Consider the following 24,023-nt stretch of genomic DNA (forward strand, 5'->3'; position numbering starts at 1 on the left):
TACACGAATTTGGAAAATCACATCTAGTTCTTTATACACCCTTCTCTAAATCCTTCTCTTTTACAAAAACCGTTTCGGCTACATGGAAAAACTCTTTCACTGCCGGAGAAGCTTGGGAAAGAGACGGACAGGCAAGCGCAACCTCACGGTGATGAGAGACATTCAACTGACGAATGTGCACAAGCTGCTGCGTTTTTAAAAACAGCTCAGGACCTATCGTGACACCAAGCCCTTCCCCAACCATACGAGCAATGGTCGTACAATCGTGTACTTCAAATAAAGTAGCTGGCTTCAATTGAGCCTCAGCAAAAATATCCTCTACATGTGATTGATACATGCCAGTCGGCATAATAAACGGTTCATCCGCCAAATCTGTGATATCTACAATGGACTGCCGGTGAAATCGATGATTTGGATGATAGGCGACCACCATCTCATCTTTGATCAGCGGCAGCAAGTCGAAGGCTTCATCTGCATGGCCTTTCACAACAAAACCAACATCAATGATGCCAGAGTCCAGCCACTCTAATATTTCTTCATACGTTCCCTCATAAAATTTAAATTCGATTTTCGGATGCTTTTTCTGATAGCTCACAAGCAGCTTAGGCAATAAACAAGCAGATGCACTGGCAAATGTTCCGATACGAATCAAGCCCGTTTCGATATTTTTCGTTAACGCAATTTCCTGCTGAATCTTCTCCACCCTATTTAACACTTCTCTAATATGCGGGAGAAGGGTTTGACCGATGTCTGTCAGCATAATGCCCTTTTTTCGGTCGCGAATGAATAAAGACACACCCCACTCCGTTTCTAAACTCGCCACTGCATGACTCACCGCGGACTGCGTCATATTTAATGCTTCAGCTGCTGCGGTAAAACTGCCAAGCTCGACCACTTTTGCAATAATATCAAAGCGAACAAAGCTCATGAGTATTCACTCATCTCCTTCATGAAAAACATCAATTTTACTTATGTTAGCACGGAATTTAAACTAAATACAACGTATCAAAATGAAGGAAGGGTTCAAAAATGAAAAACACATCTCATCAGCTATTGATTATTCTTTTAGCTGTCGGTTCATTTGTCACAGGCACTTCAGAATTCGTCGTGTCTGGCATTCTAGATATAATTGCAGTTGATTTACACATCTCCATTCCTGCTGCCGGGCAGCTTATCACCGTTTACTCTCTATTTTATGCAGTAGGCGCTCTCTTTTTAGTCATGGCAACATCGAAATTGAACCGAAAAAAGGTTCTGTTATCGGCTATTTTTGTGTTTATTTTAGGCAATGTGGTCGCCTTTTTTAGCCATCACTTTGTGCTGCTCCTGCTATCCCGAATTATCATGGCGATGAGTGGCGGCTTATATATTGTCGTCGCCACGAATTATGCAGCGCAGATCGCCCCTCCAGAAAAAAAGGGAAGCGCGATGGCAACGGTCATTACTGGTTTTACCATTTCACTCGTACTTGGTGTCCCTATTGGCACATTTTTATCAGGTCATGTGGATTGGCACTATATTTTTCTCATCATTGCACTAGGTACTGCTTGTCTTTTATTACTGCTTTATCAATTACTGCCACCCATGGAGGGACATTCACATCTGCCATTGAAGCAACAATTACATCTCCTTCAAGATAGCAGGGTGATCAGCGGCTTAGCCACGACCGTCTTTTGGATCTTAGGCTACACAATGGTATTCGCTTATATCTCGCCTTTATTACGACAGACCGCTGGCTTTTCTCTTGAAATGACAAGTATCGCCTTACTCATTTTAGGAATCGCTGCTTTTATTGGCTCACGATTTGGCGGCTTCGCCGTTGATCAATGGGGACCAAACCGAACCATCTCGATCAGCATCATGATCCAGATGCTCGCTCTCTTCGCCTTATTTTTCACACAATTCTCTACAATTAGCGTCTTGATCACACTAGCCATATGGGGCATCGCAACATGGACGACAACGCCAGCAAAGCAATACTATCTGATCTCCCTTAAACCCCTGGCATCAGAAACCGTGCTGAGCTTTAATACAGCAATAATGAACATCGGCATGATGCTTGGATCGTCCATGGGCGGCGTGATTATACAGTATACAAATGTAACGAATTTAAGTTGGATTGGTGGGATAGCTAGTTTTGCGGCGTTGATGTTGATCAGGTATTCGTTCAACCGTCATCGACTGGCGGAACAACAGACAAAAAGCGAACATGTATAATCATGTTCGCTCTCTTATTTATCGACTAGCTTTTGAAGTTTCTTTTTTGACTGGAATGGTTACCTTTATCGCTTTCTGTGGTGCCAACATGTTCAGTTCAGTCAAATCAAGATAAAGCCCATATTCTTTAAAAGAAAAATGGTTTAATGATAAAGTCTCTAAATTCTTATCATCAAATTCAAAGGTGGATTGCATGGAAGCTGTCTTTAAATTCGTCACATTCGCATGGTTCCCCTTCAAGTAATATCCGCTTTCATAGTCTGCTTGTGGATCGGGCCATGATTTCATCTTTTCAACATCGCCTAATCCAATGAATTCACCTATATTCTCCATCACATCCTGATCTAATTCTTTTTGATCTACTCCAGTAAATTGATAATCAACAATCACAGATCGGTCTTTTTGCTCTATTTTATTGATTTTGATTCCGACCCCATGATGCTTTGTTTTGAACTGAACAGGCAGCTTTGTCTGAAGAGGAATAATGTGGCTGTATTCTCGTTCGTTTCTCACATCCGTGTAAAATGTCAATTCAGTCGCCTTTGGATTAATCGGTTGATTCAAAATCGTCAAATGATCTTTTCTAGTTTTGTCAGAAGTCAGTTGTTTTTTTCTTAAAACGGTTCCAATCTCAAGCTCATACTCATTCCCTAAATTATCCTTCATTCCATCTATACTGACTCTATCATCTTTGGCAAAACCATTATAATCAATGGCATATTGAATAGCAGAGCCTTTCACTCCATTTTCTACCTTTACATTCCTTATTTGATAACGCCCATCTAAAATAGACACGTCTTTTTGTCCCGATAATAAAGTGGTTTTTTGCTTGACCACAGGTAACTTGAAGCGCCAATTCCCTACAATATCCCCTATCTTCGAAATGACAAGTGGCACTTGCTGACCTTGTTTGATCGTTTGTCCATTTGTATAGACTTCCGTCTGTCCAACATAGCGGCCATCTTTTAATTTTTTCAATTCTGTTTTATCATAATTTAGTTGGAAGTTTCCATCGATTTTTTCTGCATTCACTCTGAACGATACAAATTCTTCTTTTGTATGGAAATTCTCCACCGTAAACGTATAAACAAGCCGCCCGGCATCATAGTATACACTGTTTACTTTCACAGTAACCCCTCTTGATTCAGCCCCCTCATTAACATGCTTCACCATATCACTCTGAAAAAGAGACATTCCTACTTTATCGTGAAACATCATATAAAACTGCCCAATAATCGGGACACGTGCCATCGCTGTATTAAGAGAAGGAAAAAGGAAGCCTGATGAAAAGTAAAGGACGATCAGCACAATGACAGAGTATATTGGCGTTCGCCAATTCCATGTGAACCAACGTCTTTTCTTTTCCGCTTTCACATCTCCTATTGCTTGGCGAACCGCAGAAGTTACTTCCACCATCGGTACTTCAATCTCATCATAAAGCTTTTTCATTTCTTTTCGTTCCATCGACACTCTCCTCCTTTTCCAATGTTTGCTTTAATAACTTTCTTGCACGATACAAATGAGTTTTAATTGTTCCTTCAGGCATCCCCATCTGTTCAGAAATCATCGAAATCGAATAATCTTGAAAATAAAATAGCTGAATCACAACCTGATATTGCTCGTCTAACACATCAAGAGCATGCTTTAAATCTAACTTGTCTTCCAAAAAATCATGACGCTCAACGCTTTCATGCTGCTGTTCAAACGGAACAACATCTTGCTGCTTTTTCTTCATCGCAAAAATCGTATGAATCAAAATCCGAGTCAGCCAGCTAGAAAAATAAGCTGGTTCTTTCAAGTCAGATAGATGCTTAAACGCTTTAAATACCGTCTCTTGAACAGCATCTAACGAATCCTCTTTATTTCTTGTGTAGAGAAAAGCGGTTTTATATAAACGCTCCTGATACATCAGCATTAATTTCTCAAATGCCGGGACATTCCCTTTTTGTGCTTTTTTAATTAGACACACTTGCTTCATCTCACTCACACCTCCTACACCTGTTAGAGCAAGCTTTCTCTCAAACGGTTTCAACAAACGGAAATTTCTTTTACTTAGCATATGTCGGACAAAAACAAAAAAAGTGAAGAATGGAGTCGAAAGATCAACTTGAACTTTTGATATAATGGAAGAAATATCTACAAAAAGGAGTATGTCGATTGTTTCGATTCGAAGAACCCACGTGTGCTAGCTGTCAGAAAAAAATAGAAGGAAACGAAGAAGAGTACGTCAAGCTGGTCTATCCAAAGAGAAGAGGTATGACAGAAGTGAAGGCTTGGCTGAGAAATGAAGGGGTTTTTTATTGTAAGGCATGTTATGAAAAAACAACATAAAAACAAGCATTTCAATTGAAATGCTTGTTTTTACTTTCTACTTTTTTATTTCCGCTTACTACGAAGTTCAATGAGTGCTAGTGTATTGTCATTGAAAAAGAACTCCAGAATGAGACCATTTGATTGATCTTGATATTGTATACCTTTGCTATACCCTTCGACAAACCAGAGGTTCTTGAATTGATCTCCATATGTTTGTATCACAGATGAATAATCTTCTCCAATTTTAACTCCCTTAGATGTTTGAAGATTTTTTTGTTTTGACTGATTGTAAATAGATATAACTCGATGATGTTGATCAACTGATACTAAAAAATCTTGATTTTCTTTTTCCATATAGACCGTCTGTTTAGGATGAGAGAATTGAGAATTCTCCACAAAATGATGATCTCCCTTGAATGTTTGACCGATCTTAAAATGACCTATCGATTCATCTGTTAAAGTGATAGAGTGAAAATTAAAAAACATTGCTATCCAAACAACTAGTACGGTTCCTCCTAAAACAGAACCTACTATCACTAACACTTTAGAACGAATGATTCCATTTTTAAATAAATAAATCATTAAAGATACGGTGATCATCATGATACAAATCATGATCAAAAAAATGCCCATTCCTTCTTATCCTCTTTTTCTTTTGTATAATTCGAATGTAAATGATTCCCTCGATAATAAATTCATATTATATCAGAGCATTCCACAAATTGTACCAATACAGGTATAATTTAAATAAAATAAACAATAGGAGATACATATGACTAGACATAAGCTGATATTTCCACAATCATTTCCAACAATACATACCGAAAGACTAATCTTAAAACAAGCGACGATCGAAGATGCTGAAGATATGCACATCTATTTATCCAATGAAACGGTGTGTCGCTACATGGGAATTGATGCTCATAAAACGATTGAAGACACAAAAGGAGAAATCAAGTGGTATGACAACATCTTCAAAGAACAAACAGGCATCCGGTGGGGCATTTCTCTAAAAGAGAATCCAGCCATCATCGGCAGCTGCGGATTTCTCAATCTAGCAAAACAGCACTGCCGCACGGAAATCGGCTATGAATTGCACCATGATCATTGGCGAAAAGGCATTATGAGCGAGGCGATTGCTGCAGTGTTACGATATGGATTTGGGGAGATGAATCTGAACCGGATTGAAGCCATCATTGATCCAGCAAATACGTCTTCTGTTCAATTATTGGAGAACTTTGATTTTGTGAGAGAGGGTTTATTGAGAGAGTATGATCTTGGTCAGAATGGGTTTGATGATGTGTTTATGTATGCGATTTTGAAGAGGGATTACGAACAAAATAAATGAAAACAGATATTCATTTCATTCAAAAGCCGCAAGTAGAGTATGTTTCTTTTCACATTTATGAGCTCAATTCGACGATTGAAAAACTTATCCAGCAAGTGGAGCAATCAGTCCCCTTCTTCCTAGCGAAAGACCCTGAGAAAGAAAGCATGAAAAAGATCTATTATCACGACATCTTGTATATAGAAAGTGTTGATAAAAGATCGTTTTTATATACGACAGATGGGGTGTTTCTCATAAAAGAAAAGTTGTTTGAACTTGAAGAACGGCTTGAAGCATATGATTATGTCAGGATCTCGAAATCGATGATTCTGAATATTGATTCAATTGTCACCATTTCTCCTAAAACGAGTGGCCGTTTCGAGGCAATCCTTACAAATGAAGAAAAAGTAATGATTTCTCGTTTTTATATTAAAGCATTAAAAGAGAAGCTTGGATTACGGAGGAAGTGAATAGTATGGAACGTTACATCAGCAATCTTTTCATCACATTTTGTATCATCTTTACGGCGTTAGTGTTGATTTACTGTTTCACGTTTGGATCAATGCCGATTTACATTTTACAAGCGATCATTTTAAATTCCTTTTTTTCAAGCGCACTGACTTTCCTGCTATACCCAAAACAAACATATAGCCATCACCGGATTCTTTTTCAACAAATCCTGTATGTTGTCCTTGTGATGTGTATGATTATGACAACTATCATTATCGTCAGCGGGGAAATCAGTCTCCTTTCGTTCATCGTGAATTTCCTTGTGGTTATGGCATTATTCTTTTTGATCAAGTACCTCTTGTATAAAAAAGACAAAGCAACCGCTGCGGAAATCAATGAGCTTTTACAGCAGCGAAAAAACGAACAACATCTTAATATGCATCTTAGGGCTAAAAATTGACATGTTAGGAACATTTGATTGAGGCTTCTGCTTGATTCCACTACTCTGAGATTAGAGGAGGAATCAAAACATGAAACCAATCACAATCATTCGAAAAGCTGTGCTTCTACTGCTGTTTTCTTTAATCATTCCAACAAGTGCAGGTGTTTATATATCCATCAAAGAAGTGACCGATCCAATGACCATCTATATCATCAATGGCAGTGCGATGCTGGCTGGGTGTCTTTTACTTCTATTCATTATTCAAAAAAGCCGTTTTCACTTGAAAGAAATAGGTTTTCGAAAAGGGTCTCTTGGTATGTGGGTCATTCCCATCATTTTCATTGAGGCCATCCCGTTTATTGCTGGATTAAACACGTATTTATTCCTTTCTTCCTTTACGGCGCTTTGCTTCTTCATGGTCTGTGTCGGTATTTTTGAAGAAGGTATTTTTCGCGGCATTCTGTTCCAATATTTAAAACGAATCAATCTAAGCACTGCCATATGGGGCTCCGCCGTACTATTCAGTCTTGGTCATGCTGCTAATCTTTTAAGTGGAAAAAGCCTCACCTTAACAGTGGCACAAATCATATTCGCCTTTTTATTTGGATTCGTTGCGGCTGAAATCGTGGCGCTTACTCACAGCCTGCAATGGGTCATCATCTGGCACGCGGTGCATAATATCGTGGATCAAATGACAAATGGGCAAACGCCTATGGCAATGCAAATGCTTTTACTTTCGGTTCAATGTGTCATTTTGCTGGTTCTTGCGCTGATGTTGTGGAGAAGAATTAAAAATCGAATGCTTCATACTGAAAAATGAGTAGAACAGGAGGAAAGATATGAAGGAGTACACTTGGATAACAGAATGGTTTCAAAAGTGCGAAGAACTTGAAATAAAGCCATGGGAATGGGATTTTAAACAAAGTTATATCAAAGAACCGATATCAAAAGATAAATCATCTATTGAGTTAATATTAGATTATAAAAGTCGTAAACTCAAAGAAATTGGAATCTGTAATGTCACCAAAAAAGCTGGTCGCAAAGCTGACTGTGATAAAGAACCTTCTTTTTATATTTATCAATTACTTTGGAGTACTGATTATGAACCAAAGCCAAAACACAGCTTTATTTAGATCGTTACAACTTGCTCCGTGGAGAAACAATGAATACATTCATTACGACTTTCAATCATTCTAAAAAACTAACTTCTGATATTCATATCAACCATAAGTTTGAAAAATTCGCTACTGCCACCCACTGCATTGGGAATTTCACTGTATTATCACATTGGATGAATTCGGGCCGTTATTTATTTATGCATTCACTATTTGAACTCTTTCAACCATTAGGCTGTTGAAAAAAATTCGTCTAAATATATTACCTTCAACCTTATGTGAACAACGATGAAGAATAGACAGTGAATGAATTTTATAAAATTGAGGACTGTGAGTGGGATACGTATTTTGATGAAGAGTAGCTTGGCTGAATGATCGAGATATTTTTATTTAAAATATCGGAAATTTAAAGAATGCTTGTGTGGATGAGCTTGGTTTCTGTATCTACCTACAAATTAACACGGAACTTCACAGTAGACTTCATAATATGCTCCAGATTCAATCCAAAACATAAGGGGTAAGAAACCTCCAATTTCTCTAACTTACTATATCTCCGATAATTGACCTTGCACACCTACCTATGTATAAGACATAAGATACGTTGACAATTAAACAGAAGGAGGACAATCATGTATTCAAATCAAAATTACAATCATTATGGTCTTTATGATAATAACTATGATCGTACAACAAATGACACTCAACTTGTAAATGATATTCAGAAAGCAATTAATGCAGAGTATAGTGCTGTTGCTTGTTATGAAAAGTTAGCCAAACAAGCACCTACACAGGATGAAAGTAACAAAATACTTGAGATACAAAAAGATGAAAGGCGTCATCTTGAAGAGTTCAGCAGAATTTATAGAAATCTAACAGGTAGGCAGCCAACTTTTAAAATCAGTGAGGAATGTCCAGATAAGTATAGAGTAGGAATCGAATTTGCCTTTAAAGATGAACAAGAAGCGGTTGATTTTTATTTAGATATAGCAGATAAGGCACAGGATGTTACTATTAAAGATAGATTTCGGCGTGCAGCAGCAGATGAACAAAATCACGCTGTATGGTTTTTGTTTTTTTTCAACATTCAAAGGTAACACACACTAATCGGCAAGTTGAAAATTACGGTGCTAAAGGAGCGTTAAGTGCTCCCACATTGTCCGTCCCTCAAATGCTGACTTATGCCCTTCAAGACGAATACTTGGCACAAGCAAGATATGACAATATTCTAGGAAATTTTGGATATATTCGTACATTTGCACAAATAAAAGAAGCCGAAATGAGACATATAAATGCGTTGTTACCCCTATTTGAACGTTATCAAGTTCCTTTACCTCTAGATATATCACAATCATTCGTTTCGACTCCAGAAAACATTAAGGCAGCATATGCTGCTGGTGTTCAGGGGGAAATAGACAATATTTCTATGTATGAAAGATTTTTATCACTTGATATCCCTAACGATATGAGAACAGTTTTTTCACAACTTCGTAACGCCTCTTTGAATCATCTTGAAGCATTTGAAAGAGGTCTCGCAGGAGCCTTTTAGATGAAGGTGTAATGATGTCAATTTACATGAATCACTTTTCCAATATAATCCTTTTTTCATTAGTTTTAAATACAGAAAAAGGAGTATGATTATTAATGAAATCATACTCCTTTTGTATTGTTAACTAGTGGAACCTAAAGGTTAAGTAAATCTTTTATCAAAAGGTTTTTTCTCCTCACTATATGCATTTACTCTAATTCTACATATTTTTACTTAGCTGAAGAAGTTTAGATTCTCCTGTCCGTTCCCATTCTTCTACTGTTTCATAAGCATTTTCGGGAGAATACCCTTTCCCTACAAGAACGCCCATTAGAATAAATTCTTGAAGAATGTGTGTAGCATTTATTCCTCTTTTAACATCCTCTAACCCTTCATTTACTAAAAATTCCGTGTGCTTTATCCATTCATCTGGAGTTCTGCCAAAAATAACTGTATTTTTGTTGCCGTGACCGTCACCTTCTTCCGCAGCCACTGCATCTGCCTTTGTTACATGAATAGTACCAAACGGGTGGTTAGGAGGAGCATATATTGAATAAAGTTTAAGCGGAATACTACCTGTATTGGTTACGTTGTGCCATGTTCCAGCAGGTATCAGTATTGCAGTATCATCATAGATATTTCTTCTAAAATTTAATTTATCTTTCTTTTTGCCCATTTGAACAATCCCCTGACCTTGTTCAACACGTAAGAATTGGTCAACGTTAGGGTGCATTTCCAAACCGATATCTTCGCCAGCATTGAGACTCATTAAGGTAACTTGCAAATGAGTTCCTGTCCATAAAGCGGTACGATACGTATTGTTTTTCTTTGTAGCCTCATTGATATTAACGGCAAACGGTTCTGCTCCATAATCTTTTGATAAAATGCTTGCAGCATCACTATTGGAAAAACGAAAAGAACTGTTTGCATGTCCCTCAACGGGCATATTCCAATAAACAGACTGTCTACCATAGTTATTCATTGGTACATTAACATAATAAGGATAATGATATGGATACATATTTGGATAGTAATACATTTTTCTCAATCCCTTCAGAGTTTATCAAATTATCCTATGCACTATGTTAGGTGAATGTACTTAAATGCACTGCACCTGCTCCGAACATGGGAAAACACAAAAAGGTAAGCCACGATCTTGACTCGCGGCTTATCCTAATGATGTTGATCTTTTTCATTTTAAAATCATCTAGTAAGTCTGTAATTTCAGTCATAAAAAAGACTCTCCTTTTTCACAAATAATGTGAATAAAAGAGAGTCTCATTTGCGGATGAATAGTACCCTATCCACACACAAACTGTTCAAATCTTTGATACGACGGCTTTCTCCTCACCTTTAATCATTCAATTCAAAGTGATGATTTCACGTTTTTATATTCAAGCATTAGGATCTATCCTTACCTTCCTTTACTGCACTTTGTTTCTTCATGGTGTTTGTAGGTATTTTTGAAGAAGGTATTTTTCGAGGCATCCTGTTTCCTTCAACCTGATGTGAATAATGATGAAGAATGGACAGTGAGTAAATTTTGGGAAGGACATTTTGATAGCATAGGAATTACAATCAATTAAAACCTCAAAATGAACAAGAATTAAGTGAGTATCTACATAAAGTCAATCTCAGGATTGAAGAACGAGGCAAATGGATCATCAAAAAAGTCTGTGAAGAATTGAAGTTACAACACTTCACATTTTATGATGAACTAAAAGATAGACAAATTCGATTTTCCAACGAAATGATATAAACCATAATGAGCGAGCACAGGCTTCGCTTTTTTATTTTCTAAAAGGAGTTCCCAAATACATAAAAATAAGATCATAACTAAATGCTGATATCCTAAACGCCATATCAGCATCATGTTATCAAGCTTCTTATTCATCATGCATGTAATCCTCTTTCAACATGCTGTATATTTCTAAATCAACAATTCCTTTGCCAGACCATAAAACAGCTTGTCTAAGCAGTCCTTCTTTGATAAAACCATTTTTCAAAAGGACTTTTTTTGATACCTCATTTGCCGGCATGACCTCCGCTTGAATTCTATTGATATCAATCTCTTCAAACAGAAATGTCACAAGTGTAAAGACAGCTTCTGTTGCGATGCCCTTGCCCCAATGTTCTTCTGCCAAGAAATAGCCAATCGTCACCGCATTCACTTTTTGATTGAGGTCCATTGTTTCGATGATGCCGACCAGCGTATGAGGCTTGCCCTTTTGAAAGATTCCCCACTTCACTCTGCTTTTCTTAGTATAATCTCGTTCAAAATGAGCGATCATCTTCTTTACCGTTTGGAGGTTATGTTTGGGAATGATCCCACAATACTGAAAGACTGTGTCATTGTCGTAAATTGAAAATAACTCTGGTAAATGGTGTTCATCCACCTTTTTTAACAATAGATTCTTTGACGCTAATACAGGAAAAGTTCCAAAAAGACTTTCTATTTTCATCTCTTGATCCCCTTTGTTTATTCCTCAATAGGAATATAGATTCTCATTTTGATATCGTTTGGGCCATTCGAATGTAAGACATCTGTTATTTCAAAATCTGGTCCACTCGTTCTTTCATAATTAGAATTTGGAAGCCAGCTACCATAAATATATCTTCTAGTATTTTGCACCATTTCATGCGATCCACTCACTTTAAATTCTGCATATTTCCCCTCAGGAATCACTATTTTTACAAATCCCTCATTTAATTCTATATCGTCGGATTCCTCCACTTCTTCCCCTACAACAAACGAAAAACGGCCATCATCTTGAAAATGAGTAGATACACCATAAGCCATATGAGGTGCTATTTTCTTTGGAATCTGTTGATAATACTTCTTTTTTCCAAAAATCCATATAAAACAAAGGAATGTCCGTGAAATATTCCTCATTCTGAAGATTTGTTTGATATTCGTAACCAATGATATAAAACTTGCCTAATTGAGTCATAACAGGTTTATTCATATTGAGTTCACTGTCTAGCTTATATTGGTACGATAAAAAATCCATTTTGCTTTGTTGCTTTAACACCATTTCCTCTTTTCGAAACCTACCCGGTGTCACCCCAAAGAATTGTACAAAGGCGCGAGTAAATGCTTCTTGAGAACCATACTGGAAAGAAATCGCTATGTGTAAAATGTTCTGCTTTGTTTCTTTCAATAATCTAGCAGCTTCAGTGAGCCTTCTATTTCTAATATACTCTTGCACAGAATAACCTGTAATGGCTTGAAACAAACGCTGAAAATGAAACGCTGAAAAGCAGGATTTCGAGGAAATATCCTTTATACTTATATTGTTTTGGAGATTCTTCTCAATAAACTCAATCGAATGTTGTATTCTCTCGTAGTAATCCATTGTTTCTCCCCCCTCTATCTTTTATTTTATTACTTCCCTCATCTTTTTTTTGATCAATTGTGCTAATTGTTTATTTTTTAATAGCCTTTTACAAATAATCATTAAATTTCTCAAACAGAAAGTTTCCTTATATATTTCTTAAAATGCTTGTCCCTCTATTCTTTGAAATTGCAACATAGCACAAAAAGTCAAGTTTCTAAAAGATGATTTCCGCTATACTAAACTCGTAAGGCAAGGAGGTGGTCGGTTGTCCTATCAAGAACATGAAAAAATGATTCAAGAAACATTAAATTATATTGAACAGCATCTGAAAGATGATTTACCGCTTCAAACTCTAGCGAAACACGCTGGTTATTCTAGGTTTCACTTTCACCGTATGTTCAAAAAAGTGATGAAGAAGTCAGTTGTTGATTATATTAGGGAACGTCGAATGACCCAAGCGGCGAAGGATTTAATTCATACGGACCAAAGGGCGATTGACATCGCATTGCAGTATCGTTTTAGTTCACAGGAATCCTTCACTAGAGCCTTTAAGAAAATATATGACATGTCACCCGCACGTTATCGGAAATTATTAAGGAATGTGATTGATGAGGAGGAAACAATTATGGCTGATAATCAGAACACACCTACTGGCTGGATTATGACAGGGGACACCCCATCTGACTATGAAACAGGTTTGGATAACAGAATTGTACACAGTGGGACTAACTCCGCTTATTTAAAAGCAAAAGATGAAAAAGCTGGAGGTTTCGCAACATTGATGCAGCAAATTAAATCTGAGCGTTACAGAGGGGAACGGCTTCAATTTTCTGCTTTTGTCAAAAGTGAAGATGTGAAAGGTTCAGCTGGTTTATGGATGAGAATCGACCATTCTTCAGGTGAAGTTCTTGCATTTGACAATATGATGAACCGTCCTATTACAGGAACAAACGGATGGAATCACTTTAGTGTAGTACTAGATGTTCCAGTAAAAAGTGAAGTTCTTGCGTTTGGCATTTTACTACAAGGTCCAGGGCAAATTTGGATGGACGAACTTAGTTTTAAAATTGTAGATGAAAGTGTGCCAGTGACAGAACAAAATACTGTGGATCATTTAGAGGATGAACCAGTGAATTTAAATTTTGAAGGCTGACAGACTGAATTTAAGAGGAGGTTAATTGCCATGAAAAAAATTGGTGCAATTTTATTGTTCGCTTTGAATTCACTCACCTTTATTTGTGGCCTTGGATTTTTATTTGGTGAGGAGGATACCACATTAAAACAGAAGTAAAATGAAGATAAGCACCCTTAGGACAAAAAAAATCAATTAAAAAAGATATCCCTATCACTATCTCTTTTTTGTAGACTTGGTATAATAGAAAAAATCAGAAAAATTAGAATGCGTTGATAAGGAATAGTACTTGCCGAAATGTTTTCAGAAAGTTGCTGGTTGATGAGAAGCAATAACAAAAAGGCAGGGAACTCACCTTAGAGTAGCCTTAGTGAAATGAAAAGTATTGATGTAGTTAAGGTCGGTACCCCACCGTTATATGGGAAGGATATAAGATATAACAATCTGTATCCGAATAAGGGCATGATAATGTATGGTTATCATGAAACAGGGGTGGTACCGCGTAAGAAGAAGTCTTTCGTCTCCAAGTTAAATCTTGGAGATGATAGGCTTTTTTTATATTCCAATTACAGGAGGAATCGATTATGTTTAACCACAAAAAATACGAAAAGAAATACTTTTTGCCACCGAACCTTACTTATGATTGGGTAAAGAAAGAAACATTAGAAAGTGCTCCGATATGGTGCAGTGTGGATTTACGGGATGGAAATCAAGCATTACCTATTCCTATGAACTTAGAAGAAAAATTGGAAATGTTTCAGTTACTAGTAGAGATAGGTTTTAAAGAAATTGAAATCGCATTTCCAGCTGCTTCTGATACGGAGTTTAGGCTATTACGGACACTGATTGATCATCATATGATTCCAGACGATGTCACGATTATGGTGATCACGCAAGCGAGAGAGCATATTATCCGCCGAACCTTCGAAGCCATTAAGGGGGTACCGAAAGCGATTGTTCATTTATATAATTCGACTTCAGAAGCGCAGCGCAGACAAGTATTTAAGAAAACAAAAGATGAAGTGAAACAAATGGCAATGGATGGAGCTATTTTAGTCAAGGAACTGGCCGAAAAAACAGAAAGCGATATTTATTTTCAATATAGTCCTGAAAGCTTTCCAGGAACAGAAGTTGATTATGCATTAGATATTTGTAAGAGTGTTTTAGATATTTGGAAACCGACACCAAATCATAAAGCGATCATCAATATTCCGACAACAGTTGAATATTCAATGCCTCATATCTTTGCAAGTCAGATTGAGTATATACACAAAAATCTGTCTTACCGAGACAGTGTGACATTATCTGTTCATCCTCATAATGACCGTGGCTCTGGGGTGAGTGATGCAGAATTTGGCGTGCTAGCTGGCGCAGAAAGAGTCGAAGGTACATTATTTGGTATCGGTGAACGTACAGGGAACGTAGACTTGATTACCTTGGCGATGAATATGTATTCACAAGGTTATGATCCAAAATTGAATTTCAATAACCTAGAAGCTATTCGTAAAAAATATGAAAAACTAACCAAAATTACTGTTCATGAGAGACAGCCATATTCTGGCGAGATGGTTTTCACAGCATTCTCTGGGTCACATCAAGATGCTATATCTAAAGGTATGAAATATAGAAAGGAAAATCATGTTGATAAATGGGACGTTCCGTATATCCCAGTAGATCCAGTTGACTTGGGGAGGAATTATCAAACGGATGTGATTCGAATCAATAGCCAGTCTGGAAAAGGCGGCATAGGCTATATACTAGAAACAAATTATGGCATTCAACTTCCTTATAAAATGAATGAAGCCATGGGATATGAAGCGAAGAAAGTATCTGATCAGACAAATAGGGAATTGTCTGTCGAAGAAATATATCATATTTTTGAAAAGCAGTATGTTGATTTTCACCCTCATTTCCAGCTGCTTGATTATCAATTTCATAAAGGAGAGAAGCAGGAAGTCACCTTAACTTTGCTGAGAGGTCATCAACAAATTGAAATACAAGGAACTGGCACTGGAAGTTTAGATGCAATCAGTAATGCGTTAAAAGCATATTTTCATCTCGAGTATGTTTTGGAAGTCTATGAACAGAATTCTTTGGGCAAGGATTCTCAAGCAAAAGCCTGTGCACAGATTGGAATTTCATATCAAGGAAAAATGCATTGGGGTGCTGGAATTGATAAAGATATTATAGAAGCAACAGTGAAGGCCCTGGTGGTTGCAGTAAATAGACTAGAGGTTTGGATGTAGATGGAAAAAGATAAACTTGAAAAACATGAAGCGATGCAATATTTAAGAGAATATAACGAGCAAGAAATCTTTTATCAACAATACCAACAGAAAAAGCATGACAATCAATCGTTGCAATTATTTTTGAAGGATTATGATAAAAACAATTTCATGCATAAGCAAATATATATAGAAGAATTTTTGCTAAAAGGGCAGAATGAATTTGAAAAAGAGGATACCATGTGGTTAGGTCAGGAGAATGATATCGAAGTGAGAAAGTATAGCCGTTTTATGCCTCAATTGTCGGCTATCCATGATTTCTTTGAGATGATCTATGTTCTGGAAAATGAGATGTATGTAGAAGTGGAAGATAAAAAAATGGCTTTACAATCAGGAGATATTGCCTTTATTCCACCTGACACAATACACAAGCCAATTGTAATGGAGAATACAATCGCAATACAAATCATGATCCGTAAAAGTACTTTTCAAAAAGTGTTTTTTAAAATGTTAAAAGGAAATAATGTCATTTCAGAGTTCTTTTTGAATGCATTGTATATAAAAGAAAATAAAAATATTCTTATTTTCCATAGTCGCTTGGATAAAAATTTGCTAGACTGCTCTCTTCAACTATTTACAGAAAATTATAATCGGTTTCCTAGTTACCAATTGATTATGAATAATTTGTTTGAGATATTATTATGTCTCTTATTAAGATTCAAACCAAGTCATATGAACGTAAATCAGGTCAAACAATATAGTGATATACGTATTATTCAAATGCTCCAATATATTCAGCAATGTTGTGAGCATATAACAATTCAGGAGATGGCAGAGGAATTTAACCTTTCACAATCTTATCTGTCTAAATATATAGCTCGTAAGCTTGGCAAATCATTTAGTGAGATTCGACAAGAAATAAGATTGGAAAAAGCCTGCGAAATGATCACTGGTAGCCATTTACAAATAGATGATATTGCGGCAGCCGTTGGTTATCAGAATGTAGAGCATTTCATTCGTTTATTTAAGAGAAAGTATCACCTAACACCACATCAATATCGTTTAAATAATAGATAATGATCATAATGACTCCATTGTATTAGTATTTGGAGAGACTGTACTTGTTATTTTGAAAAAAAAGATTACTTAAAAATTAACAGAATGAATGACGCTTATCTTAAAAGGACCATTTTAAAATCGAGAAAATGTCAAATCAATACTAATAAAAAGGAGAAATCATCATGTCAATCAAAAAAGTAAAAGATTATTTTAAACAATATGATATGGATACTCGAATTCAAGAATTTTCAGTATCTAGTGCAACCGTAGACTTGGCTGCTTCTGCATTGGGCTGCGAACCTGAAAGAATCGCAAAAACACTCTCCTTTCTAGTAAATGGACAAGCTATTTTAGTTGTTACCTCTGGCGATGCAAAAGTTGATAACAAAAAATTCAAGGAATATTTTAAAACAAAAGCTAAAATGCTTTCTCCTAATGAGGTCGTTGACTTGGTCGGCCATGAAATTGGCGGAGTATGTCCTTTTGCTATAAAGAATGGCGTTTCTGTTTATTTAGATATGTCACTAAAACGTTTTGAGACAGTCTATCCAGCCTGCGGGAGCAGTAAAAGTGCTATTGAACTAACAATAAAACAATTAGAAAAATACTCCGGTTATTCACAATGGATTGATGTGTGTAAGAGATGGAATGATGAATGAACACATTAAAATGGAAGGAAAAAGTGCAGTTAAAAATAAAAAAGAGCTAAAAACCCTTGATACACAAAGGTTTCTAGCTCTATTATAACTATTCCCACTCAATCGTAGCAGGCGGCTTACTCGTAATATCATACACCACACGGTTAATATGCTTCACTTCATTCACGATACGAGTTGAGATCTTTTCAAGCACGTCCCAAGGGATTCTTGCCCAGTCACTCGTCATACCATCAATAGATGTAACAGCACGGATACCGATTGTGTAGTCGTATGTTCTTGCGTCACCCATAACACCTACGCTGCGGATGTCTGGGAGAACCGTGAAGTATTGCCAGATGTCGCGCTCAAGGCCGAAGTTGGCAATTTCTTCGCGTAGAATTGCATCCGATTCACGGACGATTTCTAGTTTTTCTTCAGAAATTTCACCTAGTACACGGATACCTAGTCCTGGACCTGGGAATGGCTGTCTCCAGACGATGTCGTCAGGAATGCCCAGCTCTGAACCTAGGGCACGGACTTCATCCTTGAATAGTGTATTCAAAGGCTCAATCAATTCGAACTGCATGTCTTCTGGAAGACCGCCTACGTTGTGGTGAGATTTGATTGTTTGTGCCGTTGCTGTTCCGCTCTCAATGATATCTGTGTAAAGCGTTCCTTGTGCTAAGTAGTCGATTCCTTTTAGCTTGTCCGATTCATCATCGAATACATAGATGAATTCGTTACCGATGATTTTACGTTTTTGCTCAGGATCAGATACACCTTTTAGCTTATTTAAGAAACGATCTTTCGCATCTACTTTAATCACGTTCATGTTGAAACCTTCGCTAAATGTCTTCATAACCCCTTCTGCTTCGCCTTTGCGAAGAAGACCGTGGTCAACGAAAATACATGTCAGCTGATCGCCGATGGCTTTGTGGATCAATACCGCCACAACAGATGAATCCACACCGCCGCTTAATGCGCACAATACTTGTTTGTCTCCTACTGTTTCACGGATTTTCTGCATTTCGATTTCAATGAAGTTCTCCATTGACCATTTGCCATCGCAGTCACACACGCCAAAGACAAAGTTTTTCAATAGGTCATTTCCATACTCAGAGTGACGAACCTCTGGATGGAACTGAACACCATAGAAATTCTTCTCAGCTAAGCTCATCGCTGAGTTTGGACAATGTGCACTTGTTGCATCAACTGTAAAGCCTTCTGGTACTTCAACAACGAGGTCACCATGGCTCATCCAAACGACTTGATCAGTCGGAAGGTCTTTGAATAAAGCAGGCGTTCCATTAATGTGGATATCTGCTTTTCCATATTCACGCTGGCTTGCCGCTTCTACTTTCCCGCCTAAATAGTGAGTCATGAGCTGCATGCCGTAGCAAATGCCTAGAACCGGAATGTCTAGATCAAAAATCTTTTCATCACAGCGGAAAGATCCTTCATCATAAACACTGTTTGGTCCGCCAGAAAGGATGATTCCTTTAGGCGCCATTTCTTTAATTTCTTCAGCAGTTAAAGTGTGCGGATGAAGCTCACTGTACACACCAAATTCACGAATACGGCGTGTGATCAGCTGATTGTACTGACTGCCGAAATCTAGAACCAAAATCATTTCATTTACTAAATTTGTCATGGTGTCACCTCTATGTCCAATATAGTTTTTTATAAACGCACAGAAAAAATGAGAGGAGAAAACCTGCTCTCAGTGTGAATCACGCTTTTGAAGCGCCCAGACTCACATCCGAACGCTTCAATTTCATGTATTTTAGAAGGTTTTAATATTCACCTATTCTAACAACAGGAAGGTACGGGGTCAAGACTATCTCCTGTTTATTAAATTTTCCCATAACTTTGCCGATTGCCGCCAAAGCACCGACGCATCCTCTCCTCGATAGAGTGCCCGCTCATAGAGCTGCGTCAGCTCAGACATGCGATGATCTCCATGCTTGTCATCGATCAATGAAGCGAATTCTCTTAGCGTCATGCCAGGTTTTTTCTCAATTCCCCTGCGCTTCAGCTGCTTTAATAAAGCAGCATACGCATAGAAGAATGCTTCCTCCTCTGGCAGACGTTTCACCTTTCTCACAATAAAGAATGGCAGCCATCTTGCTCTGAATCGATAAAGCAACCAGCTCATCAACCCTAGAAGGACCATAGATCCTGCCGCAAATCCCAAGATTGAACCAACATGCACCATACTTGGCTTTGCTTGTGCTGTTTGTTTCTTTGGTTCTGCCGGCTGCTCTGTCTCCTGCTGCTGCGGCTGTTCTGCCGGCTGCTCTTCGCGTGCATCAGAGCTAGGCTGATCTTCTTCCTTTTGATCATCCGTTTGATCGCTTGAAACGGCTTCATTCGTAAATGTCTCTGGGTTCGTAAATCCTTTTGTCGGTTCGAAGGTGACCCAGCCTCTGTTTGGAAAATAAACCTCTACCCATGAATGCGCATTGTTATTGGTCACTTCATACACATTGTTTCCATCCATCTGTGTTTCATATAACTGACCTGACGTATATCCTTTCACCCATCTCGCCGGAATCCCGATCGAACGAAGCATCACAATCATAGAGGATGAAAAATTATCACAGTAGCCGATCATCGTATCAAATAAAAATTCGTCTACATAATCTTCATTACGACCAGGCACAGCGACATTTTGCGTTTCATATGAGAACTTCGCAGATCCTAAATAATCCTCGATCGCTTTGGCTTTATCATACATATTATCCTTCGTTTCCGTTAAGCTGTTTGCCAGCGTCTTCACACGCTCTGGCAATGAGGAAGGAAGCTGCAAGTATTCACGGCCAACCTCCTGATTTACCTGCTTCTTTGTTGGCACTTTAATCCTCTGCAAATCCTCAAGGATAAATGTAGGAGATAAGAAGGTGACTTGGTAGTTCCCTAAATTTTTCGGCGGATTTTGACTGGATGGGACAATTTTTTCCGTTTTCCCCATCATTTGCAGCGGAATATTTTCCATTGGCATCAGTGTGATCGTCCCAATTGGATAGACGGCATGATTAAATCGATAGTCAGATTCCATATCGACTCTCGTTTCATGCACCTCTGTTTTCACACGCTCGGTAAACCACCGATTTGGCACATCATCGTCCTTTAGCCGAGTAGGCTTTGTATCATTTGAGGCATCCTTCCAGCCCTTTCCTGTGTAGATGCTTTTTGTTTCGACACGAAAGTAAGACGGCTCCTTTCCGCTCCATTTAAAGACCGGTGTGCGGTCCTCACTAAACGGTCCGCCAAGCGCTGAATCATCTGCACTATATCCCACCTTATTCTGCCCGGCTGCGTTATCTTGATTCGTCACCGCCTTAAAAAACGGGACAGGATCAGGCCATTTCGGATCAGACTTTGGCAAAGAAGCGCCGAGTGCCGCTGATAGAAGAACGAGCGCCAGCATGGGCAAAAACCATTTTAGACGCGCCTTCTGTGACACCCGGATGCCTTCAGCCGAACGCAGTCGATCGAAATACAGCAACCCAAGCAAACAAAAACCAAACACCATAATGCGAACGATCGCAAAGGCAGCATCATATGGCGTAAACGTATCCAGAATCGTGACATACACAATCGTCATGAGTAAAAAGAAAAAGATACGCTGCTGATAGACCACCCAATAATGAAGCAAGTAGACAAGCAGCCACAGCAAAATATAAAACAATAATGTGCGGAAAGAGGGGTACATGTCACTCCACATGCCTGTGCTCATGAAGGTGATATTATCTTTGATATCAGCAAATAATGCAGCCGGATAGCTTGGCTCTGCTTGATAAAAGATCAAATATAAGGCGAGCAAGATCATGCCAGTACAAATAGGAAACGTCACATACCACTTCAAACGAAAGAATGTAAACAAACACGTAAGCCCTATAAAAATGATGAAATAAGACGTATGACTCGTCTCTGTAAAATCTTGAAGCGGACGAAGCCACTCCCAAAGCAGCAGAAATGCTACAGCATAATAGATGAACAACTCAAAACGGCTTTGCCGCTGATGCGTATGCAGCATAAATGTTTGTCACCTCACAGTTCTTTCGTGCAGCCGGTCTTCAAATAAAAGGGTCGTGCGTATTCCAGATGCCTTGAGCCGGTCTACAAGCTGTTTTTCTTTTGGCGTGAATCGATCCAAGGCTCTCTTCACTAAAAGAACAGTGATGTTCTTTCTGTTTCGATTTCCAAGCAGGCTCGCAGCAAGCTCTTCTTGCAGCTGACCCGTGACGACATATTTTCCAGAGTGCTGGTACTCACTCGCTGCTAACGCCTTATATTCTTGTGCGCGAGAAGGTTGATGCTGCACCCTTGTTAAATAATAGAGCATGTCCTGTAAATGAAGTTCTCCTTGATCCACTCGAAAGGCACGCTGATCTCCTAGAGGTACAAAACCTGAAGGCACCCCTTTTTTCACTGCCGTTTGGAGAACAGAAGCTGTAATAGACACGACGGTCTCAAAAACCGCTTCATCTGTAAAATCAGCAAACACGACAAGATCCTTTGTTTGATTCTGTTCAAATTCCTTCGTCATCAGCTGATCCCTTCTAGCCGTCGTCTTCCAGTCCACCCAAGCAAAACGGTCTCCTTGCTGGTATTCCCGCACGCCTGTTGTCACATGGGTCGGTTCATTGAACCACGAGTGAACCGCTTTGCCTCCATTTTCATTCGCTGACTCAGCTGACTCCACCTGAAGATCCAGCATTTTCGGATAGACCAGCAGCTTTTTTTCTAACGGAATGATCACTTCTTTCTCCACAAAACCAAACATATCACCCGTTTTGATTCGAACCGCTGACAAATGATGTTCCCCGCGCTTGACATCATTCAATTGAAAGGAAAAACGCCACGTTTTCCGAAACCATGGAAACAGCATTTGCTTCATTTCAATTTGTTCCTGTAAATGAAAGGTGTCCGGCGGATCATCCTCAATCAAGACGTAAACGTATGGAAATGGATTTGTCCGCTTGATTTCAAGGTCAACGGACAGCACGTCTCCCGCCTTCAAGCGGGTTTGCTGTAATGTCCTTTTGGCTGTCGCTCGCAGCGGAATGAGCGCAAACAGCAAAGCATACAAAGTATATGGTAAAAATGCATAAAAAAGGAACCAACTCACAAACCCCCCCTGAAACATGGCATAACAAAAGACTGCCGCAGTGAGGATGATGAGCATCATTACCCGTAACCATAATGAAACAGCGAAACGATGACGTGACTTCATTGAGTCATCGACTTTTGAACTGGCACGCCAATTTGCTCAAGCATTTGTCGCAGCAGTGTCTCCGTCTTCTTCCCTTCATACGTCGCTTCTGATGTCAAAATCATTCGATGCGGCAATGTATATGGCGCCAAATACTGTACATCATCAGGAATCACATAATCTCGCTGATTCAACAGTGCATACGCCTGAGCCGCTTTCATGAGGGCGATCGATCCCCTTGGACTCACACCTAAATAAACAGATGGATGTTGACGCGTCGCTTGAGCGATTTCCACAATATATTCTTTAATGGATGCATCCACATGAATGGTCTGAACAGCTTGCTGCAACGCATGGATATGATCCTTTGTCATCACTGCTTGGAGCGTATTAATCGGGGACTGCTTTTCCTGCAAATTGAGCACCTCTAGCTCCTCCAGCATGGTCGGATATCCCATCTGCAGCTTGAATAAAAACCGGTCCATTTGCGCTTCTGGCAGCGGATAGGTCCCTTCATATTCCACTGGATTCTGCGTCGCCATGACGAAAAAAGGATCCGCAAGCGGCATTGTTTCTCCGTCCACTGTGACACTGCCTTCCTCCATCGCTTCGAGCAATGCCGACTGTGTTTTAGGAGAGGTCCGGTTGATCTCATCAGCCAAAATAATCTGCCCCATAATCGGTCCTTGCCTAAATTCAAATTCATTTGTCTTTTTATTATAAATCGACACACCTGTTACATCTGAAGGCAAAAGGTCAGGAGTGAATTGGATTCGCTTAAACTCACAGCCAATCGATTTTGCCAAAGCACGAACCATCATCGTCTTCCCAACACCAGGCACATCCTCTAGCAGCACATGCCCCTTCGCCAAAATCGCAACAAGGCTTAATATCGCAATGTCTTTTTTCCCAACCATGACTTTATTGATGTTATCTACGATTTTTTGTAAATCTGAATGCATCGGTTCATCAAATGCCATCCTGATCCTCCTATCACGTTTCCGTTAAATTTCATATAGTCTAA

Annotated in this window: 24 protein-coding genes, 2 pseudogenes and 1 other annotated feature; of the genes and pseudogenes, 13 read left to right on the plus strand and 13 right to left on the minus strand. The window is 38.7% G+C overall.

Going from position 1 to position 24,023, the window contains the following annotated elements; all coding sequences use genetic code 11:
* Positions 1-31: 31 nt before the first annotated feature.
* Entirely contained in the window at positions 32-928 is an 897-nt protein-coding gene (locus C6347_RS17250) for a LysR family transcriptional regulator (RefSeq protein WP_066031229.1), read from the minus strand.
* A 101-nt stretch (positions 929-1,029) separates the two neighbouring features.
* Between C6347_RS17250 and C6347_RS17255 the strand changes: the two genes are divergently transcribed.
* On the plus strand, positions 1,030-2,217 hold the full coding sequence (locus tag C6347_RS17255) for an MFS transporter (RefSeq protein WP_106071905.1): 1,188 nt from the start codon (positions 1,030-1,032) through the stop codon (positions 2,215-2,217).
* An 18-nt stretch (positions 2,218-2,235) separates the two neighbouring features.
* Here C6347_RS17255 and C6347_RS17260 read toward each other — a convergent pair whose 3' ends face one another.
* Both C6347_RS17260 and C6347_RS17265 read right to left on the minus strand, forming a co-directional pair.
* Complete coding sequence (locus tag C6347_RS17260; RefSeq protein WP_106071906.1) at positions 2,236-3,681, minus strand: DUF4179 domain-containing protein; 1,446 nt, start codon at positions 3,679-3,681, stop codon at positions 2,236-2,238.
* A complete protein-coding gene (locus C6347_RS17265; protein ID WP_106071907.1) occupies positions 3,650-4,195 on the minus strand; it encodes a sigma-70 family RNA polymerase sigma factor in 546 nt (181 codons plus the stop codon). The genes C6347_RS17260 and C6347_RS17265 overlap by 32 nt, the downstream gene beginning before the upstream one ends.
* Positions 4,196-4,374: 179 nt before the next feature.
* Here C6347_RS17265 and C6347_RS17270 point away from each other — a divergent pair, with 179 nt between their 5' ends.
* Positions 4,375-4,548: a Fe3+ hydroxamate ABC transporter substrate-binding protein gene (locus C6347_RS17270; protein ID WP_106071908.1), complete on the plus strand. Its 174-nt coding sequence runs from the start codon at positions 4,375-4,377 to the stop codon at positions 4,546-4,548.
* Between the two features lie 45 nt (positions 4,549-4,593).
* Here C6347_RS17270 and C6347_RS17275 read toward each other — a convergent pair whose 3' ends face one another.
* Complete coding sequence (locus tag C6347_RS17275; RefSeq protein ID WP_106071909.1) at positions 4,594-5,163, minus strand: hypothetical protein; 570 nt, start codon at positions 5,161-5,163, stop codon at positions 4,594-4,596.
* Between the two features lie 139 nt (positions 5,164-5,302).
* Between C6347_RS17275 and C6347_RS17280 the strand changes: the two genes are divergently transcribed.
* The 7 genes from C6347_RS17280 (at position 5,303) to C6347_RS19675 (ending at position 9,410) form a co-directional block, all read left to right on the plus strand.
* Positions 5,303-5,878, plus strand: coding sequence for a GNAT family N-acetyltransferase (locus C6347_RS17280; protein WP_106071910.1), 576 nt, complete (start codon positions 5,303-5,305; stop codon positions 5,876-5,878).
* On the plus strand, positions 5,875-6,327 hold the full coding sequence (locus C6347_RS17285; protein WP_066031233.1) for a LytTR family DNA-binding domain-containing protein: 453 nt from the start codon (positions 5,875-5,877) through the stop codon (positions 6,325-6,327). The genes C6347_RS17280 and C6347_RS17285 overlap by 4 nt, the downstream gene beginning before the upstream one ends.
* Positions 6,328-6,332: 5 nt before the next feature.
* Complete coding sequence (locus tag C6347_RS17290; RefSeq protein WP_106071911.1) at positions 6,333-6,767, plus strand: hypothetical protein; 435 nt, start codon at positions 6,333-6,335, stop codon at positions 6,765-6,767.
* A 70-nt stretch (positions 6,768-6,837) separates the two neighbouring features.
* Complete coding sequence (locus C6347_RS17295) at positions 6,838-7,569, plus strand: CPBP family intramembrane glutamic endopeptidase (RefSeq protein WP_106071912.1); 732 nt, start codon at positions 6,838-6,840, stop codon at positions 7,567-7,569.
* Between the two features lie 19 nt (positions 7,570-7,588).
* Positions 7,589-7,882: a hypothetical protein gene (locus tag C6347_RS19305; protein WP_181185482.1), complete on the plus strand. Its 294-nt coding sequence runs from the start codon at positions 7,589-7,591 to the stop codon at positions 7,880-7,882.
* 611 nt (positions 7,883-8,493) lie between these two features.
* Complete coding sequence (locus tag C6347_RS19670; protein ID WP_374955744.1) at positions 8,494-8,958, plus strand: ferritin-like domain-containing protein; 465 nt, start codon at positions 8,494-8,496, stop codon at positions 8,956-8,958.
* A gap of 104 nt (positions 8,959-9,062) precedes the next feature.
* Complete coding sequence (locus C6347_RS19675) at positions 9,063-9,410, plus strand: ferritin family protein (RefSeq protein ID WP_374955745.1); 348 nt, start codon at positions 9,063-9,065, stop codon at positions 9,408-9,410.
* A gap of 457 nt (positions 9,411-9,867) precedes the next feature.
* Here C6347_RS19675 and C6347_RS17310 read toward each other — a convergent pair.
* The 5 genes and pseudogenes from C6347_RS17310 to C6347_RS17335 all read right to left on the minus strand — a co-directional run.
* Positions 9,868-10,428, minus strand: a pseudogene (locus C6347_RS17310) (cupin domain-containing protein); the annotation flags it as partial.
* A 46-nt stretch (positions 10,429-10,474) separates the two neighbouring features.
* On the minus strand, positions 10,475-10,621 hold the full coding sequence (locus C6347_RS19310) for a hypothetical protein (RefSeq protein WP_181185483.1): 147 nt from the start codon (positions 10,619-10,621) through the stop codon (positions 10,475-10,477).
* 485 nt (positions 10,622-11,106) lie between these two features.
* Positions 11,107-11,286 (minus strand): hypothetical protein, encoded by a 180-nt coding sequence (locus C6347_RS19315; protein ID WP_066031239.1) that lies wholly within the window; start codon positions 11,284-11,286, stop codon positions 11,107-11,109.
* Positions 11,276-11,851: a GNAT family N-acetyltransferase gene (locus tag C6347_RS17330; protein WP_106071913.1), complete on the minus strand. Its 576-nt coding sequence runs from the start codon at positions 11,849-11,851 to the stop codon at positions 11,276-11,278. Before C6347_RS17330 ends, C6347_RS19315 begins: the two co-directional genes overlap by 11 nt.
* A 17-nt stretch (positions 11,852-11,868) precedes the next feature.
* Positions 11,869-12,745: pseudogene (locus C6347_RS17335) on the minus strand (AraC family transcriptional regulator).
* Between the two features lie 247 nt (positions 12,746-12,992).
* On the opposite strand from C6347_RS17335, the gene C6347_RS17340 reads away from it, so the two are divergent.
* The 4 genes from C6347_RS17340 (at position 12,993) to C6347_RS17355 (ending at position 17,802) form a co-directional block, all read left to right on the plus strand.
* Positions 12,993-13,880 (plus strand): helix-turn-helix domain-containing protein, encoded by an 888-nt coding sequence (locus tag C6347_RS17340; protein ID WP_106071914.1) that lies wholly within the window; start codon positions 12,993-12,995, stop codon positions 13,878-13,880.
* Between the two features lie 242 nt (positions 13,881-14,122).
* Positions 14,123-14,387: a binding site (T-box leader), on the plus strand.
* A 56-nt stretch (positions 14,388-14,443) separates the two neighbouring features.
* Entirely contained in the window at positions 14,444-16,105 is a 1,662-nt protein-coding gene (locus tag C6347_RS17345; protein ID WP_106071915.1) for a 2-isopropylmalate synthase, read from the plus strand.
* Entirely contained in the window at positions 16,106-17,161 is a 1,056-nt protein-coding gene (locus C6347_RS17350) for a helix-turn-helix domain-containing protein (RefSeq protein ID WP_106071916.1), read from the plus strand.
* A 164-nt stretch (positions 17,162-17,325) separates the two neighbouring features.
* Positions 17,326-17,802 carry a YbaK/EbsC family protein gene (locus tag C6347_RS17355; RefSeq protein WP_106061969.1) on the plus strand — a complete coding sequence of 159 codons (477 nt, stop codon included), beginning with the start codon at positions 17,326-17,328 and terminating at the stop codon, positions 17,800-17,802.
* An 88-nt stretch (positions 17,803-17,890) separates the two neighbouring features.
* On the opposite strand, the gene guaA is transcribed toward C6347_RS17355, so the two are convergent.
* The 4 genes from guaA to C6347_RS17375 form a co-directional block, all read right to left on the minus strand.
* Complete coding sequence (guaA, locus tag C6347_RS17360; RefSeq protein WP_060595666.1) at positions 17,891-19,432, minus strand: glutamine-hydrolyzing GMP synthase; 1,542 nt, start codon at positions 19,430-19,432, stop codon at positions 17,891-17,893.
* Positions 19,433-19,618: 186 nt separating this feature from the next.
* A complete protein-coding gene (locus C6347_RS17365; protein ID WP_106071917.1) occupies positions 19,619-21,820 on the minus strand; it encodes a DUF4129 domain-containing transglutaminase family protein in 2,202 nt (733 codons plus the stop codon).
* Between the two features lie 9 nt (positions 21,821-21,829).
* The gene (locus C6347_RS17370) at positions 21,830-23,020 is read right to left on the minus strand and encodes a DUF58 domain-containing protein (protein WP_060595664.1); all 1,191 of its coding nucleotides are present in this window, start codon (positions 23,018-23,020) and stop codon (positions 21,830-21,832) included.
* Positions 23,017-23,979 carry an AAA family ATPase gene (locus tag C6347_RS17375; protein WP_106048634.1) on the minus strand — a complete coding sequence of 321 codons (963 nt, stop codon included), beginning with the start codon at positions 23,977-23,979 and terminating at the stop codon, positions 23,017-23,019. Before C6347_RS17375 ends, C6347_RS17370 begins: the two co-directional genes overlap by 4 nt.
* Positions 23,980-24,023 lie beyond the last annotated feature (44 nt).

It is taken from the genome of Bacillus sp. NMTD17 (assembly GCF_002998735.1).
Classification (GTDB): Bacteria; Bacillota; Bacilli; order Bacillales; family Bacillaceae; genus Bacillus.